Origin of the sequence: Photobacterium sp. GB-72 (assembly GCF_003026095.1) — a bacterium.
In the GTDB taxonomy this organism is placed as follows: Bacteria; Pseudomonadota; Gammaproteobacteria; order Enterobacterales; family Vibrionaceae; genus Photobacterium.
In genome coordinates this window covers 1-15,067 of sequence record NZ_PYNV01000007.1, presented here as the reverse complement: position 1 = coordinate 15,067, position 15,067 = coordinate 1, and the positions used below count along the sequence as shown (strand labels likewise).

The 15,067-nt window shown below is 40.0% G+C and carries 15 protein-coding genes and 1 other RNA gene; 9 read left to right on the top strand and 7 right to left on the bottom strand.

Annotated elements, in window-relative coordinates; genetic code table 11:
* Nucleotides 1-557 precede the first annotated feature (557 nt).
* From C9J40_RS09790 to smpB, 3 genes are all read right to left on the bottom strand, one after another.
* Nucleotides 558-1,802: an integrase domain-containing protein gene (locus C9J40_RS09790; protein ID WP_107246696.1), complete on the bottom strand. Its 1,245-nt coding sequence runs from the start codon at nucleotides 1,800-1,802 to the stop codon at nucleotides 558-560.
* A 186-nt stretch (nucleotides 1,803-1,988) separates the two neighbouring features.
* Nucleotides 1,989-2,358, bottom strand: a transfer-messenger RNA (tmRNA) gene (gene ssrA / locus C9J40_RS09785).
* A 112-nt stretch (nucleotides 2,359-2,470) separates the two neighbouring features.
* The gene (gene smpB, locus C9J40_RS09780) at nucleotides 2,471-2,947 is read right to left on the bottom strand and encodes an SsrA-binding protein SmpB (protein WP_105059562.1); all 477 of its coding nucleotides are present in this window, start codon (nucleotides 2,945-2,947) and stop codon (nucleotides 2,471-2,473) included.
* Between the two features lie 208 nt (nucleotides 2,948-3,155).
* Here smpB and C9J40_RS09775 point away from each other — a divergent pair, with 208 nt between their 5' ends.
* On the top strand, nucleotides 3,156-3,590 hold the full coding sequence (locus tag C9J40_RS09775) for an SRPBCC family protein (protein WP_107207315.1): 435 nt from the start codon (nucleotides 3,156-3,158) through the stop codon (nucleotides 3,588-3,590).
* Nucleotides 3,580-3,894, top strand: coding sequence for an RnfH family protein (locus C9J40_RS09770; RefSeq protein WP_107207316.1), 315 nt, complete (start codon nucleotides 3,580-3,582; stop codon nucleotides 3,892-3,894). The genes C9J40_RS09775 and C9J40_RS09770 overlap by 11 nt, the downstream gene beginning before the upstream one ends.
* 73 nt (nucleotides 3,895-3,967) lie before the next feature.
* Here the strand turns inward: C9J40_RS09770 and bamE are convergent, their stop codons facing one another.
* From bamE to nadK, 3 genes are all read right to left on the bottom strand, one after another.
* The gene (gene bamE, locus C9J40_RS09765; protein WP_105059564.1) at nucleotides 3,968-4,327 is read right to left on the bottom strand and encodes an outer membrane protein assembly factor BamE; all 360 of its coding nucleotides are present in this window, start codon (nucleotides 4,325-4,327) and stop codon (nucleotides 3,968-3,970) included.
* Between the two features lie 170 nt (nucleotides 4,328-4,497).
* Complete coding sequence (recN, locus tag C9J40_RS09760; RefSeq protein WP_107207317.1) at nucleotides 4,498-6,165, bottom strand: DNA repair protein RecN; 1,668 nt, start codon at nucleotides 6,163-6,165, stop codon at nucleotides 4,498-4,500.
* 191 nt (nucleotides 6,166-6,356) lie between these two features.
* The gene (gene nadK / locus C9J40_RS09755) at nucleotides 6,357-7,238 is read right to left on the bottom strand and encodes an NAD(+) kinase (protein WP_107207318.1); all 882 of its coding nucleotides are present in this window, start codon (nucleotides 7,236-7,238) and stop codon (nucleotides 6,357-6,359) included.
* Between the two features lie 193 nt (nucleotides 7,239-7,431).
* Between nadK and grpE the strand changes: the two genes are divergently transcribed.
* From grpE to dnaJ, 3 genes are all read left to right on the top strand, one after another.
* Nucleotides 7,432-8,046, top strand: coding sequence for a nucleotide exchange factor GrpE (gene grpE / locus C9J40_RS09750; protein WP_107207319.1), 615 nt, complete (start codon nucleotides 7,432-7,434; stop codon nucleotides 8,044-8,046).
* Between the two features lie 215 nt (nucleotides 8,047-8,261).
* Entirely contained in the window at nucleotides 8,262-10,175 is a 1,914-nt protein-coding gene (dnaK, locus tag C9J40_RS09745; RefSeq protein WP_105059567.1) for a molecular chaperone DnaK, read from the top strand.
* Nucleotides 10,176-10,276: 101 nt separating this feature from the next.
* Nucleotides 10,277-11,419: a molecular chaperone DnaJ gene (gene dnaJ, locus C9J40_RS09740; protein ID WP_107207320.1), complete on the top strand. Its 1,143-nt coding sequence runs from the start codon at nucleotides 10,277-10,279 to the stop codon at nucleotides 11,417-11,419.
* A gap of 70 nt (nucleotides 11,420-11,489) precedes the next feature.
* On the opposite strand, the gene C9J40_RS09735 is transcribed toward dnaJ, so the two are convergent.
* Nucleotides 11,490-11,879: a type IV pilin protein gene (locus tag C9J40_RS09735; protein WP_107246694.1), complete on the bottom strand. Its 390-nt coding sequence runs from the start codon at nucleotides 11,877-11,879 to the stop codon at nucleotides 11,490-11,492.
* A gap of 132 nt (nucleotides 11,880-12,011) precedes the next feature.
* Between C9J40_RS09735 and C9J40_RS09730 the strand changes: the two genes are divergently transcribed.
* Genes C9J40_RS09730 through C9J40_RS09715 form a run of 4 tightly spaced genes read left to right on the top strand, consistent with a single transcriptional unit; the run spans nucleotide 12,012 to nucleotide 14,835 of the window.
* Nucleotides 12,012-12,593 carry a GspH/FimT family pseudopilin gene (locus C9J40_RS09730; protein ID WP_107246693.1) on the top strand — a complete coding sequence of 194 codons (582 nt, stop codon included), beginning with the start codon at nucleotides 12,012-12,014 and terminating at the stop codon, nucleotides 12,591-12,593.
* Nucleotides 12,580-13,167, top strand: coding sequence for a PilW family protein (locus tag C9J40_RS09725; RefSeq protein WP_107246691.1), 588 nt, complete (start codon nucleotides 12,580-12,582; stop codon nucleotides 13,165-13,167). The genes C9J40_RS09730 and C9J40_RS09725 overlap by 14 nt, the downstream gene beginning before the upstream one ends.
* Nucleotides 13,164-14,417 carry a hypothetical protein gene (locus C9J40_RS09720; RefSeq protein WP_107246689.1) on the top strand — a complete coding sequence of 418 codons (1,254 nt, stop codon included), beginning with the start codon at nucleotides 13,164-13,166 and terminating at the stop codon, nucleotides 14,415-14,417. Before C9J40_RS09725 ends, C9J40_RS09720 begins: the two co-directional genes overlap by 4 nt.
* The gene (locus C9J40_RS09715; protein WP_107246688.1) at nucleotides 14,407-14,835 is read left to right on the top strand and encodes a prepilin-type N-terminal cleavage/methylation domain-containing protein; all 429 of its coding nucleotides are present in this window, start codon (nucleotides 14,407-14,409) and stop codon (nucleotides 14,833-14,835) included. Before C9J40_RS09720 ends, C9J40_RS09715 begins: the two co-directional genes overlap by 11 nt.
* The last annotated feature ends 232 nt before the right edge of the window (nucleotides 14,836-15,067 follow it).

Below are 15,067 nucleotides of genomic sequence, written 5' to 3'. Positions count from 1 at the left end.
ACTACCGCATCCATCCAGGGGTTAAGTTCATTCCTGGAGCCGAATATTAAGTCATTGTTTCAGTATAATTATAAATACATAGAAGTATTTAAACTGGTAACAGTTAAGATTCTTCTGAACATAACATTAACAATAGGAGTCACATTAGATATGAGCATCACTATCAACACATTATCAACAGTAATAGAAATCAGCCTGTCCCTTCAAGTCAGCGTAGTGATTACACTTAGCCTCAAAGTATTGGTCAGCCTTCTTCTGGTTGAATCTCTTAATGGCAAGTCACACGAAGTGGGACTTGACATTAACTGTTTCCTTAAGCGTCGATGCGAGCAAGCTCGCCCACCTTAAGTCCGTTATCCTAGGATAACGCAATAAGCAATGCTATGCATTTATTGTTTGTAAGTCAATAATAAATAAGAATAATCAGTAGTAATTTTCTCATTCTTTGATGAGATATAACGCCAGAAAAGTGTCAGCTCTCTCAACGAAATAAATATTTTTGCGTACATTTATTATCAATTTTTATTAGTAATATCATGAGGATATAACTTGGGCTCTTATTGACTAACAACCTTCAATTGTTTTGCTCCTGTCACAGAGAGGCTGCCTTGTGCAGCCTCTTCTATATGCCCGCTCCACCAAATCATCATTGGTATACGTCTTTCTAAGTAATCAGTGCGGTTATATGCACTGCGTACTTGGTTATCGTCCACGTGAGCTAGTGCCGCTTCAATTAAGTCAGACTCAAAACCTTGCTCATTGAGCGTAGTACTCGCAAGTGAACGTAATCCATGACTGACTAACCTTCCTGAAAATCCCATACGTTTAAGAGCCATATTTGCTGTTTGGCTATTACATGGCTTTTTAGGATCTCTATCTGAAGGAAAGACAAATTCTCTATGTCCACTAATTGGTTGCATCGTTTCAAGTAGTAAGAGTGCTTGTTCTGTCAAAGGAATACGGTGTTCTCTGCGTTTCTTCATGCGTTCGGGCGGGATTGTCCAGATCTTAGACTCTAAATCTATCTCCTCCCAACGGGTACTAGAAGCTTCTGCTGGGCGTGTCATAGTGTGAAGTTGCCATTCTATTAAACAACGTGTCGTTCGCTTAATAGAAGCGTTAGCAATTGCATTGATGAGCTCTGGAAGCTCATCAGGTTTGAGTGATGCCATGTTTTCTTTTTTCGGTTTCTTAAAAGCGGCTTTAATACCACTTAAAGGATTAGAAATTACTAATCCGCAGTTAACCGAATAGTTCATGATTTCGTTAAGACGTTGAGTTAAACGCTTTACGGTCTCTAAACTGCCTTTCGCTTCAATAGGACGCAAAATAGCAATGATCATTGGGGCTGTGATTTGAGATATAGGGTAGTTAGCAATTTGTGGAAATATGTGTCGTTCTAGCGAGCGCCAAATATCTTCTGCGTAGTCTGGAGTAATAGTCTCTTTCTTTAATTCAAACCATTGAGTTGATACATTGATAAGTGTGTGCTTACTTACTTTTTGTTCTTCAATTTTTTGTTGCTCACGATAGTCTTTAGGGTCAATACCTTGAGTAACAAGAGATCGAGCATCCATTGTGAGTTTTCGAGCTTGAGCTAAAGAGAGTTCAGGAAAGGCACCTAACCCCATATTGACTCGTTTTTTAGTAACAGGGTGGCGGTAGTTGAAGTTCCACAGGCGAGAGCCGTTAGTACGGATTCTGAGTTGTAAGCCGTCACCATCAGAGAATACATAATCTTTCTCTTTTGGTTTGGCGTGTTCAATTTGCTTTTGGTTGAGTCGTACTGCCTTAGTACCCATGATTACTAGCCTCCGTTGCTAATGGTATTCCAAAATTGTACTCCAAAAAGCTTGGAATACCACGTGGAATACCAAAAGGTGTGGATGCTGGTGGACAGTAATGGACACTACAGGTACAAAAAAGCCTCCTAAACCAGTGATTTAGGAGGCTTTTAGGACATCCTAGGATGTCTTCGTATACGAATTTGGTGGAGCTGGCGGGATTTGAACCCGCGTCCAAAATCAGTCTAACAGATGGCGCTACATGTTTAGTCAATCTTTATTCTCGTATCCACACTGCGAATTGACACGCTATGCTAATACATACCAGAATTCTATTTCGCGGTTCATCTCTCTAGTCAAAGAATCCCTCGCTATCTCGTTTGGGTTTGAACCCCTGTTATTCCCCGTCTTACAAGCGGAAGCTAGGGCAGGAGCGCTCTTAGCAGGGTATTAAGCTGCTAGTGCGTAGTTTTCGTCGTTTGCGACTATTTTTTTGCGGCTGTTTAACGAGGCAAACCGCACCTCGACATGCTCCACAAGCCTTCGTGATCCTGTCGAATCCTGAATCAGCCCCAGATGCGTTTGATGTTAGCAGAATAATTAACTAGGTCAACAGGTATATTATAATTCAATGACCAAGTGATTGATTACTATTCAAATGCTAACATCATGTTGTACTAAGTAACTTAACGGTTATTACCCTTCAAGATTCTTGCTTTGTCGCGCTGCCAATCTTTCGCTTTACTATCAGCGCGTTTGTCATGCAATTTCTTACCACGAGCAGTACCAATTTTGATTTTTACAAAAGAGGTGCTCCAGTACATGTTTAGGGCAACGATAGTATCACCTTCACGGTTTACTGAATCCGCTAACTTTCGAAGTTCGCGGCGGTTAAGCAATAGCTTACGTACGCGTGTTGGATCGGCAACCACGTGGGTCGATGCTGCATTTAATGGAGAAATGGTTAAGCCAGAAATAAAGGCTTCACCGTTACGTAAGAAAACATAACTTTCTGTCATGTTTACTTTACCGTCACGGATAGCTTTTACTTCCCATCCTTGTAGAACCATACCGGCTTCGTATTCATCACCGATGGCAAATTCGAATCGAGCGCTTTTATTTTTGGCAATCGTATTGCTACTTTTTTTTGGTTTTTTAGCCATGTTGACCTCATCGAGTCATTGTTGCTGTCCCAGAACAAAATCTAATATAGGTGATTTTTCTGGTCGAATAAGCTATTGAAGTTACCATATTTAAAGCTTGTAACAATAGCTATTTTGGCAGATCGCTGAGTAATGGTATTATAGTGCCGTCTCTTTAAGCGCAATGGCTTTGAGCCTAAAGAGCTGTCTGTTCGATGAAGGAGAAACTATGCCGCAGATTAGTCGCTCTGCACTAGTTCCGTTTAGTGCCCAGCAAATGTTTGAACTTGTAAATGATGTAGAATCTTATCCAGCTTTCTTACCCGGGTGTGCTGGCAGTAAAGTTATTGAAAGTTCGACAAGTCATATGATGGCATCGGTTGATGTTGCGAAGGCGGGTATTCGAAAAACATTTGTTACGCATAATAAATTGGTCGATTTTAATCAAATTAATATGCAGTTAGTCGATGGCCCTTTCCGTAAGTTAGTGGGTGGGTGGACGTTTACAGAATTAGATTCAACGGCATGTAAAATTGAGCTTAACCTTGAATTTGAATTTACTAGCAGTTTGATAGATGCGGCTTTTGGTAAAATCTTCCGCGATCTAACCGGTAGTATGGTACAGGCCTTTACTCAGCGAGCAAAAGAAGTTTATGCATTCTGATCAACCATTAATCCATGTTGAGGTTGTTTACGCATTACCCAATATGCAGCGCGTGTTAAAACTAGCAGTTGTTGCTGATACGCCCATTCAAGAAATAATCGAACAATCTGGCATTTTAGCCATGTATCCTGATATTGACTTAAAGAAGAATAAAATTGGGATTTATAGCCGAAATGTGAAGCTAGATAGTACAGCAAGGGAAGGGGATAGAATTGAAATTTATCGCCCATTAGTTGCAGATCCCCGTGAGATCCGCCGTAAGCGCGCAGAGCAGGCTAAATTAGAAGCGGATAAAAACAAATAAACCTTAATATAGCCATTTTTTAGATATAAAAAAGCTCGCATCAGCGAGCTTTTTTGTTATGCGTATAACAAGGCTATTGATTCATAGGATCCATGAAGTTAGCACCTTGTTTGAAATCTCCTTTCATACTAACAAGCTGGGCTTGTGGGTTGAAAGTTAAAATCAGATTCTTCTGGATCGGCTTATCATGGCCGTTCTTTTCATAGAAGATATAGTTCCATCTGTCTGGGTAACTTGGGTCTACCAACATAGGTGTGCCCAGAACATATTGAACTTGTGCTTTTGTCATACCGACACGAAGCATATCAACGCTTTTTTGTTCTACGTAGTTGCCTTGGTCTATATCAATACGATAGACCAAACGTTCAGCGATTGAACAGCCACTAAGTAAGCCCAACGCTAGGGTTAGGGCTGCAATATTTTTCCAAGTCATAGCATCCTGGCTTTTTAGCTTTAACTGCTGCGATGATAAACAAGGTCTATGCAGAAGTAAAAAGCGGTAAAGAAAAAAAGTAAATAATTTTGATATTCGACTATTACTTCTCGTAATAGTTGCATCTGTGTCTTAGTTTATTTCATAACCGCAAAATAAGCGAAACTTAATCAAGCTGCAATGAGTAACTCTTTTGCATTGGCTAATGTTCGTTCTGTAATTTCGCTGCCACCAAGCAGGCGCGCTAATTCAGCAATACGATCTTCTTCTGTTAGTGGGCGCATATTCGTTTCTGTCTGTCCTTCCGCTGTTTTTTTCGCCACAAACATGTGTTGATGCCCACAACCTGCAACTTGCGGTAAGTGTGTGACACACATGACTTGGGTTGATTCACCTAAGGTTCTTAGCATTTTTCCGACAATCGCAGCGGTTGGTCCACTGATACCCACATCGACTTCATCGAAAATTAGACTTGGTGTTTCTACTTTTTGCGCTGTGATCACTTGAATTGCAAGTGATATACGTGAAAGCTCACCCCCTGATGCGACTTTACCTAGCGGCTGTAAAGGCTGACCTGGGTTGGTTGAAACTAAAAAGCTAATACTGTCATAACCAATAGGGCTTAGCATACGTTCAGGATCGCTGGTGATATTAATCGAGAACTCACCGTGTTCCATGCTAAGCGTATGCATACTTTCAGAGATCTTTTGATCTAGCTCTTTCGCATAACGTTGGCGACTTTTGCTTAGCTTTTCGGCAGCCAGAAGGCACTTTTGGCGTAATGCTTCTACGTTTTCTGCCATTTCTTCTAAACGTTCATCACTACAATCAAGGTTATCTAACTCTTTAAGTAGATCTTGATGCTTTTGGTATAATTCGTTTGGCATCACGTAGTGTTTACGCGCCATCGACATGATTTTAGCTAAGCGCTCTTCTAAATAGATCAAGCGATGTGGATCCATATCCAAATTATCAAGATAGCTGCGGAGTTCTTGGCTTGCTTCTTGTACTTGAATAATGGCCTCTTCAAGCATTTGTGGGATCACATTTAGGTTATTGTCATATTCACCTAAATTGCACACTTGTTGAGATGCCATTTGAAGCAGTTGCAGCGCGTTACCATCGTCATTGTCATAAAGCATTGATAATGCCGTTTGGCTTGCAACCGCTAATTCACCACTATTTGATAAGCGTTTGTGCTCTTCTTCTATCTCGTTGAATTCTTCTTCACCGAGTGCGAGCTCATCTAATTCTTTTACTTGATACTGTAATAGTTGTTTTTGTGCTTCGTTTTCTTCGCGGCTTTGGGTTAAGCGTTTTAATTCATTATGCGCTTGACGCCAGCGTTGATACGTTTTACGGGTTTTATCAAGTAACGAATGGTGGCCTGCATATTGATCTAGCATGTGCTGCTGATATTCAGGACGCATTAATTGCTGGTGGGCATGTTGTCCGTGAATGTTGATCAGCAATTGCCCTAATGCTTTTTGCTGTGAAGCAGGAACTGGGCTGCCATTAATAAAGCCACGAGAGCGACCTTCTTTGGTGATCACACGACGTAAGATACATTCTTCGCCATCCATTAAATCGTTATCTTCTAGCCAACGTCGAGCGGCTTGGTTATTGGCCAGTAAAAAAGCGGCAGATATTTCTGCTTTATCTTCATTAGGACGAACCATAGTTGCTTCTGCACGATCACCAAGGCATAAGCCAAGTGCATCGATCGCGATGGATTTACCTGCCCCCGTTTCACCTGTAATGGTGGTCATACCGGGTTTAAGTTCAAATTGAAGCGTTTTAACAATGGCAAAGTTAGAGATAGTCATGTGTGCCAGCATGTGTTCACCTGTTTAAATCAACACCTGTTTTTACATACAGTATATACTGTATCTATAACCAGTAAAGTGTTGGGTGAAAAAATATGCTGAAAAATTTGATTTAGGTTAAGTTTATGAAATGCAGATAGAAATAAAGCCAGTGCGAGGCTGGCTTTATGAAAGTTTTTATTCTACTGAAGGATAATTTAGGATCAGAAAAGACGGCTTGACCAACCTAGCTTTCCTCTTAGCACGTTGTAGTAGCTGTAATCTTTGGGGTGGATCAGCTGCAACCTGTCTTTACTTTGGTAAATGTGGATTTCATCACCAGGGCTAACAGGTAAAGAGACTTGCCCATCACAGCTGACTTCAAGCGTACTACCATTGTTAGGTGAAACCAGCAGCTTAATACAGCGATCGCCATCAACCACTAAGGGGCGGCAAGAAAGCGTATGTGGGAACATTGGCACTAGGGCTATCGCATTTAAACTCGGTGACAAGATTGGACCACCGCCTGATAATGAATAAGCCGTCGAGCCTGTTGGTGTCGCAATAATCAACCCATCAGAACGCTGTGAGAAAGCAAAGCAATCATCAATGTAGACTTCAAATTCGATCATATGAGCGATTTTATCTGGGTGAAGTACGGCTTCATTTAATGCGGCATTTCGACTTTTAACTTGTCCATGACGATGCACTTCTGCTTCAAGCAAGAAGCGATCTTCTTTTATAAATTCGCCTTTGAGTACTCGACTAAGCGGTTCTTCAAAATCATCTGGGTCAAGATCGGTAAGAAAACCAAGGTTACCGCGGTTCACACCAATGACGGAAATATCAAAACGAGAGAGAACACGTGCTGCGCCCAGCATATTACCGTCACCACCTACAACAATGGCAAGATCGGCTTTTTCACCTAAGGTGAGCAAATCACAAAAACACTGTTCAGGGATCTCAAGATCATCTGATAGACGATGATCGAGTAACACGGTGTAGTTTTGTGCCACTAACCATTGATATAGGCTCATGTGAGTCTGTAATGCATCAGGGTTACGTGGTTTACCTATTAACGCAATGGTGTCAAAAATTCGCGTCATCTCTTTGTTCCAACATCTAATAGTGAGGGCAGTATAGCCTTAGAAAAAATAACTTGTCGCTGTTTGTTATCAATATTGGGTTGAATCATTGAACTTCATCCCCATAATATGCCCAAGACTGTTGAAAAGTAGTGGCGTAGAATGGCCTACTGCTGATTATACATACCCAATTATCTTGGCGGAGAACCAACGCATGACTAACAAAAACCACAATGTACAGGATGAGCAGCTAAATGATGCAGTTGACGCTGTTGAAGTAGAAGCTGTAGAGGGTGAGTTTGTTGAATCAGAACAAGAACTATACGAATCTCGCATTGCTGAGCTAGAAGCGGCGTTACTGTCAAGTGAAGCACAAGCTAATGAAGCGAAAGATGCAGCATTACGTGCACGCGCAGAAGGCGAAAATATTCGTCGTCGTTCAGAGCAAGAAATTGATAAAGCACGTAAGTACGCATTAAACAAATTTGCAGAAGAATTATTACCTGTTATTGATAACCTTGAGCGTGCACTTGAGATGGCAGACAAGACTGATGAATCATCAAAAGCGATGATGGAAGGTGTTGAGCTAACGCTTAAAACAATGACAGATACCGTTGCTAAATTTGGTTTAACGCAAATTAACCCACAAGGTGAAGCGTTTAACCCTGAATTCCACCAAGCGATGGCTATTCAAGAAAGCACTGATTTTGCACCAAATACTGTAATGATGGTGATGCAAAAAGGTTATGAGCTAAATGGCCGTGTGATCCGTCCTGCAATGGTGATGGTATCTAAAGCTGCGGCAGGTAACGTAAATACTCAAGCGTAATAACTGTTATCTTTTAGCGTATAAAAGCCCACTTCGGTGGGTTTTTTTATTTTTTTTGAAAATATTTTTGTTTTACCCTTGAAAAGCATTCTGGCGGCCTTATTTAGTAGTCATAAGACATTAAACATATTTGTCACGGGTAAAGCCCGAACCGCTAACCTTAGAATCCGTTCTAGGTGTAGCAAATAAATATAACGAATTTCGGAGATAGTCTGATGGGTAAAATCATTGGTATTGACTTAGGTACTACAAACTCTTGTGTAGCAGTACTTGACGGCGACAAACCACGTGTAATCGAAAACGCAGAAGGCGAGCGTACAACAGCATCAGTTGTTGCCTACACTCAAGATGGTGAAACGCTAGTTGGTCAACCAGCAAAACGTCAGGCAGTAACAAACCCTGAAAACACACTATTCGCAATCAAGCGTCTAATCGGTCGTCGTTTTGAAGACGAAGAAGTTCAGCGCGATATCGAAATCATGCCTTACAAAATTGTTAAGGCTGACAACGGTGATGCATGGGTAGAAGCAAAAGGCCAAAAAATGGCTGCTCCTCAAGTATCTGCTGAAATTCTTAAGAAAATGAAGAAAACAGCTGAAGATTACCTTGGCGAACCAGTTACTGGCGCAGTAATCACAGTTCCTGCTTACTTCAACGATGCACAGCGTCAAGCAACAAAAGATGCTGGCCGTATTGCAGGTTTAGATGTTAAACGTATCATTAACGAACCAACAGCTGCTGCACTAGCTTACGGCTTAGACAAGCAAGGTGGTGATCGCACTATCGCTGTTTACGACCTTGGTGGTGGTACATTTGATATTTCAATCATCGAGATCGATGAAGTTGAAGGTGAGAAAACATTTGAAGTTCTAGCAACTAACGGTGATACACACCTAGGTGGTGAAGACTTCGATACTCGTCTAATCAACTACTTAGTAGAAGAATTCAAGAAAGATCAAGGCATCGACCTTAAGAACGATCCTCTTGCGATGCAGCGTCTAAAAGAAGCAGCAGAAAAAGCGAAAATCGAACTATCATCTGCACAACAAACTGATGTAAACCTACCTTACATTACAGCAGATGCAACTGGTCCTAAGCACATGAACATCAAAGTGACTCGTGCAAAACTAGAATCTCTAGTTGAAGACCTAGTTCAACGTTCTCTAGACCCACTAAAAGTTGCGCTAGCTGATGCTGACCTAACTGTTGGTGACATCACTGATGTTATCCTAGTTGGTGGTCAAACTCGTATGCCTATGGTTCAAGCTAAAGTAACTGAGTTCTTTGGTAAAGAGCCACGTAAAGACGTTAACCCTGATGAAGCGGTTGCTGTAGGTGCTGCTGTTCAAGGTGGTGTACTTGCTGGTGATGTTAAAGACGTTCTACTTCTAGACGTTACTCCACTATCTCTTGGTATTGAAACCATGGGTGGCGTGATGACTAAGCTTATCGAGAAGAACACAACTATCCCAACAAAAGCGAACCAAGTGTTCTCTACTGCTGAAGATAACCAAAGCGCGGTAACTATCCACGTAATTCAAGGTGAGCGTAAGCAAGCAAGCTTCAACAAGTCTCTAGGTCAATTCAACCTAGAAGGCATTCAGCCTGCACCTCGTGGTATGCCACAAATCGAAGTAACATTCGACCTTGATGCTGATGGTATCCTAAACGTATCTGCAAAAGATAAGACTACAGGTAAAGAGCAGAAGATCACTATCCAAGCGTCTGGTGGTCTAAGCGATGCTGATATCGAGAAAATGGTTCAAGAAGCTGAAGCTAACAAAGAAAACGACAAAAAGTTTGAAGAGTTAGTAACTGCTCGTAACCAAGCTGACCAGCTAATTCACGGTACTCGTAAGCAAATCGAAGAAGCGGGTGACGCACTTCCTGCTGATGAGAAAGCAAAAATCGAAGCTGCTGTTGCTGAACTAGAAGAAGCACGTAAAGGCGAAGATAAAGAAGCAATTGATGCGAAAGTTCAAGCTGTAGTTGCTGCTTCTCAAAAGCTAATGGAAATCGCTCAACAGAAAGCACAAGCTCAACAAGCTGATGGCGCTGGTGAGCAACAAGCTAAGCAAGACGACGATGTTGTTGATGCTGAGTTTGAAGAAGTTAAAGACAACAAATAAGAACGTTATTAATATCTATTAATTAACATCTTATTTAAATTACGGGCGTTTGAGGTTACTCTAACGCCCGTAACTATATCTAGCCAGGTGACAATCAAGTTATGTCTAAACGTGATTTATATGAAGTGCTAGGCGTAGCCCGTGACGCAGGTGAGCGTGACATTAAAAAGGCTTATAAGCGCTTAGCAATGAAGTTCCACCCCGACCGTAACCAGGGTGACGACGAGTCAGCAGAGAAATTCAAAGAAGTTAAATATGCTTATGAAATTCTAACTGATGGCCAAAAACGCGCAGCTTACGATCAGTACGGCCATGCAGCCTTTGAACAAGGTGGAATGGGCGGCGGTGGCGGCGGCTTCGGCGGCGGTGCAGACTTTAGCGACATTTTTGGTGATGTGTTCGGCGATATCTTTGGTGGTGGCGGTGGTCGTCGTCAACAACGCGCACAGCGTGGCTCAGATCTTCGTTACAACATGGAACTGACGTTAGAAGAAGCTGTTCGCGGTTGTTCAAAAGAAATCCGTGTACCTACCTTGGTAGGTTGTGACTCTTGTGATGGTTCTGGTGCAAAAAAAGGTTCATCAGCAACAACATGTGGTACTTGTCACGGTGCTGGCCAAGTACAAATGCGTCAAGGTTTCTTTGCGGTTCAACAAACTTGTCCACACTGTCATGGTCGTGGTCAAATTATCAAAGATCCATGTAATAAGTGTCATGGCGAAGGCCGTGTAGAAGAAACCAAAACGTTATCCGTTAAAATTCCTGCAGGTGTTGATACTGGCGACCGTATTCGTCTTACTGGCGAAGGGGAAGCGGGTGAATTTGGCGCTCCAGCAGGTGACTTGTACGTACAAGTACATGTAAAAGAACACAACATTTTCCAACGTGATGGCAATAACCTACATTGTGAAGTACCTGTAAGCTTTACAATGGCGGCATTAGGTGGGGAAGTTGAAGTTCCAACCCTTGATGGCCGTGTCAGCTTGAAAGTACCCGCTGAAATGCAAACCGGTCGTATGTTCCGTATGCGTGGTAAAGGTGTTGATTCTGTTCGTGGCGGTATGACGGGCGATCTTATTTGTAAGTTAGTGGTGGAAACGCCTGTTAACTTAAGCTCACGTCAAAAAGAATTGCTTCAAGAACTTGAAGAAACGTTTGGTGGTAAAGCTGCAAGTAAGCACAAACCAAAATCAGAAGGTTTCTTCAAAGGTGTGAAGAAGTTTTTTGATGATTTAACTCACTAAAAGTAGTTAAACAGTGAATTTTAAAAGCCGACGTGATGTCGGCTTTTTTGTGCCTATTAATCTTTTCGACTTACCAACAAGAAGCAGGGGTACCTGTACCATTTTGATTCAGGGTTAAATTGCCACACTCATCTTGATTCTGCCCTTTATCAGACTTTGCTGTAGCCGTGATTGTATAAGAACCTGTGGCACTCGATATACTAAATGCGTAACGATTACTGTCTGTATCGCAAATGGTGCAATTACTACCACTAATAACTGGTGAATTGTAGTTACTATTTTGGGTGAAGTGCTCTTCGAGATTTAGCTGAACTTTAATCATATCTCCCATTGCTTGCGTTCTATGTCCTTTCAAAACATAAGATTGGTAAGAAGGGTAGGCTATCGCTGTTAGCACTCCAATAATCGCAACGGCGATTAACATCTCGATCAGAGTCACGCCTTTTTGTTTAGTCATCATCCTTAATCTCTTTATTTTACGAGTTCCATCGATATCTGATTTTTATCTTATCCTTGCTATTTTGCGTTGATGTTAATCTATGAATCAAGGTGCTCTTAAGGATCGAGAGCCGTATTAAAAGGGATTTGAGGAATGGCTCGCGAAAAGACTTCCTATTTTCATTACATACATCAGCATCATAAACGACAGCAAGGGTTTACCTTGTTGGAGTTGGTGATCGCAGTCTCTGTAATGAGTGTCCTTTTGGCAATGGCTGCGCCCAGTTTTAGCCAATTAATTGAAACCAATAAGATCAAGCGATTAGCAACAGAAGTTGAGTGGTTTTTAGTGCAAGCAAAATCGGAAGCAGTGATGAGAGGTAGTAATGTATATATCCATAAAGTGACTTCTCCTGCTCCCCAATGGTGTTTATTTTCATCACTTAGTGCTGCTATTGGTAGTAGTGATTGTTCTAATCCCCCTAATAATTTATTAGGTTTAGTCGCAAGTTCTAATTTTGAATTAGCAACATTGGATGCTTCATCAACATTAAACAATTTTTACTTTGAACCAATATATGGGAAGCCAACAGATACTGCGATCGGTGGAAATTATACATATTCTTTAGGAGATTATACTTTTAAAACCGTTTTATATAGTCCAACAGGGAGAATATATAGTTGCATCATAGCACCTACGACGTCAGGTAAGGTGGGTAGTTATGAACAATGCTAAAGGTTTTAGTTTAATTGAATTATTAATATCATCAGCTGTTGGGTTATTAGCTATAGGAATTGTAGGCTCTGTCTTTTTATCTGGACATAATGCTGCGAATAAACGTTCTTTAGAACTGATGTTACAGCAAGATGTGAATGATGCTTTACGTTCTATCAAAGAAGATGTGTTAAGGGCGGGTTATGTATCAGGTGGTTCATCGAGCTTAAAAATCTCAGGTGCAAGTGAAACAGTATATATAAATTCATCAAATAATTGTCTTGCTTATACATATCAAGATAAAACAGGCACACAGAAATACTATTCAATTTATTATAAAGATGAAAATAAAATTGTTTATAAAGAATTAAGCTCCGCTATTGATACAACAACAGCATGTTCTGTTAGTTATGCTAACTCACTTATTTATGAAAAGAGTATAAAAGTCATAGATTTTAATATTAGCAGTGAAGTTGTAAGTTCGTCCTCTGCAACTAGTCAATATATTACAATGACACTTAAGGCTGAAGTGAAAAATAATACGTTAATAAATACTGAAAAATTCACAAACGTTAAAGTTAGGAATTGGCAATGAGCAATAAATATCAGCAGTCAGGAATGACTACATTATTAATTACAAGCTTATTGTTAATTGTCGCCTTATTGTTTTCATTAGCATCATATAAGAATTTATTTTATCAAATAAAGCGTACACAAAATGAAGTTCTAGCAAGGCAGGCTCATTGGGCTGCAGAAGGAGGCCTAGATTGTGGATTTTCTTATATTAAAGAACTTGGTAATATTTCAGCAGCAAAAGCTTCGTTTAGTAACTGTGAGTCATTATTAAATTTGTCTGAGATAGATATATCAACAAATAATGTAATGAGAAGTAGTTTCTCTGAGTTAGCATATAAAAAAGTAATAAAGAAAGTAAAAGCTAAAAGAAAAACTTCCTCGGGTGCTTTAAAATCATCTGCTGATATGTATATAAACGGAAGTACATTATTTGAAACAGTAGACCCTGGTGAAATAACATCCGATGGATGGGAATGTGTAGCTATTAGATATAAGAATATTTTCAACGCTCGAGCTGGCGGAACAAATTATGGGGTAAATATTACAAAGCCCTATGATGATTTTGATAACCAAGGAAGTGATTGTAAAACAAATAATAAAACTAATATAGCAACGAATGGACCTTTCCTTAATGACTTCATTCATGATGACAAGTTAGAACCATTTTATGATTTATTTAATGAGCATAGAGATAATTGGGAAAAGGTTAAAACTGACTTGAATTTTTTTGTTATCAGTAATACAGATATTATTGATGGAAGAAAGGTGGTTTCTAGCTGTGGGACAATAATTGCTAATGAGATAGAAAATAATTCAAACAGGCGTTTATGGATTGATGGTTCTTGTGAGATAAAAAGTTCTGAAATAAGTAACCTTAATGAAGCGATATCTAATAACTCAACTCCTGTATTGTTACTTGTTCATAATGGCATTTTTGCTATTAATACAGGAAGCGATGGTGTTTATATTAATGGCATGCTTTATCATTTGAATACAAACTTCATACCATCTGAATCTTTTTGGAGTAATTTTGAGGCAAATTCACATTTTGGTAATTACTTATTGTTTTCAGGCATAGAGAAAGGAAAAACTGTTTATCATCAAAGAGGGTCACTAATTTTCTCTGGAGGCCAGGTTATTGATAGTCCAGGAGATATAGCATACTTTGATCAATCTCTACGTTTTAAATACAACAGAGATAAAATTGATTCAGTTATAGATCCTCATTATAAATTTGTATGGCAAAAAGGATCATGGAATGATCTATAAAAATCAAAAGGGTTTTAGCCTACTAGAAGTCGTTATTTCACTAGCTGTACTTTCAGTTGGAGTATTAGGTCTTGTTAAAATGCAGGCTTATATGGAAGTGAAGTCTGAAAATGCATTAAAAACGTTAGATGCGCTTTATATAGCTGAATCACAAATGGAGTATTACCAAAGGCGAGCAAGTAACGTTAGCGGTGCTACTGGTTTGATCCCATTTGCGAGTATGGCTGATTCTACTTATTGTTTGTCCAGTACATTAACTAGCGGTTCTATTTATACGTTAACGTGTGATGCTTCTAACTTATCTCTATCTGGCGCATTAAGAACAATTGATGTCACAGTAAGTTGGGCTGATCGCCGTGGTATATCTCAAGCGGTTTCCCTTAAAACAGCAGTTTCTAAATACAGTGAGTTTGATTAACCTGCCTAAATTTTTGTCAATAAATACTTTTAAAAGTCGTTTTGAATAAAAAATATTCAAACGATTTTTTTTTATCAAAAAAATATTGTCAGCAAAGAAAATACTCCTATAATGCGACCTCACTGACACGGAGCAAGCCATTGGCTAGCAACCAAATCAGTATTGTTCTTTAACAATTTGACCATGCAATCTGTGTGGGCACTCGTTGAAAAGTTAAGTCGAAAGATTTATC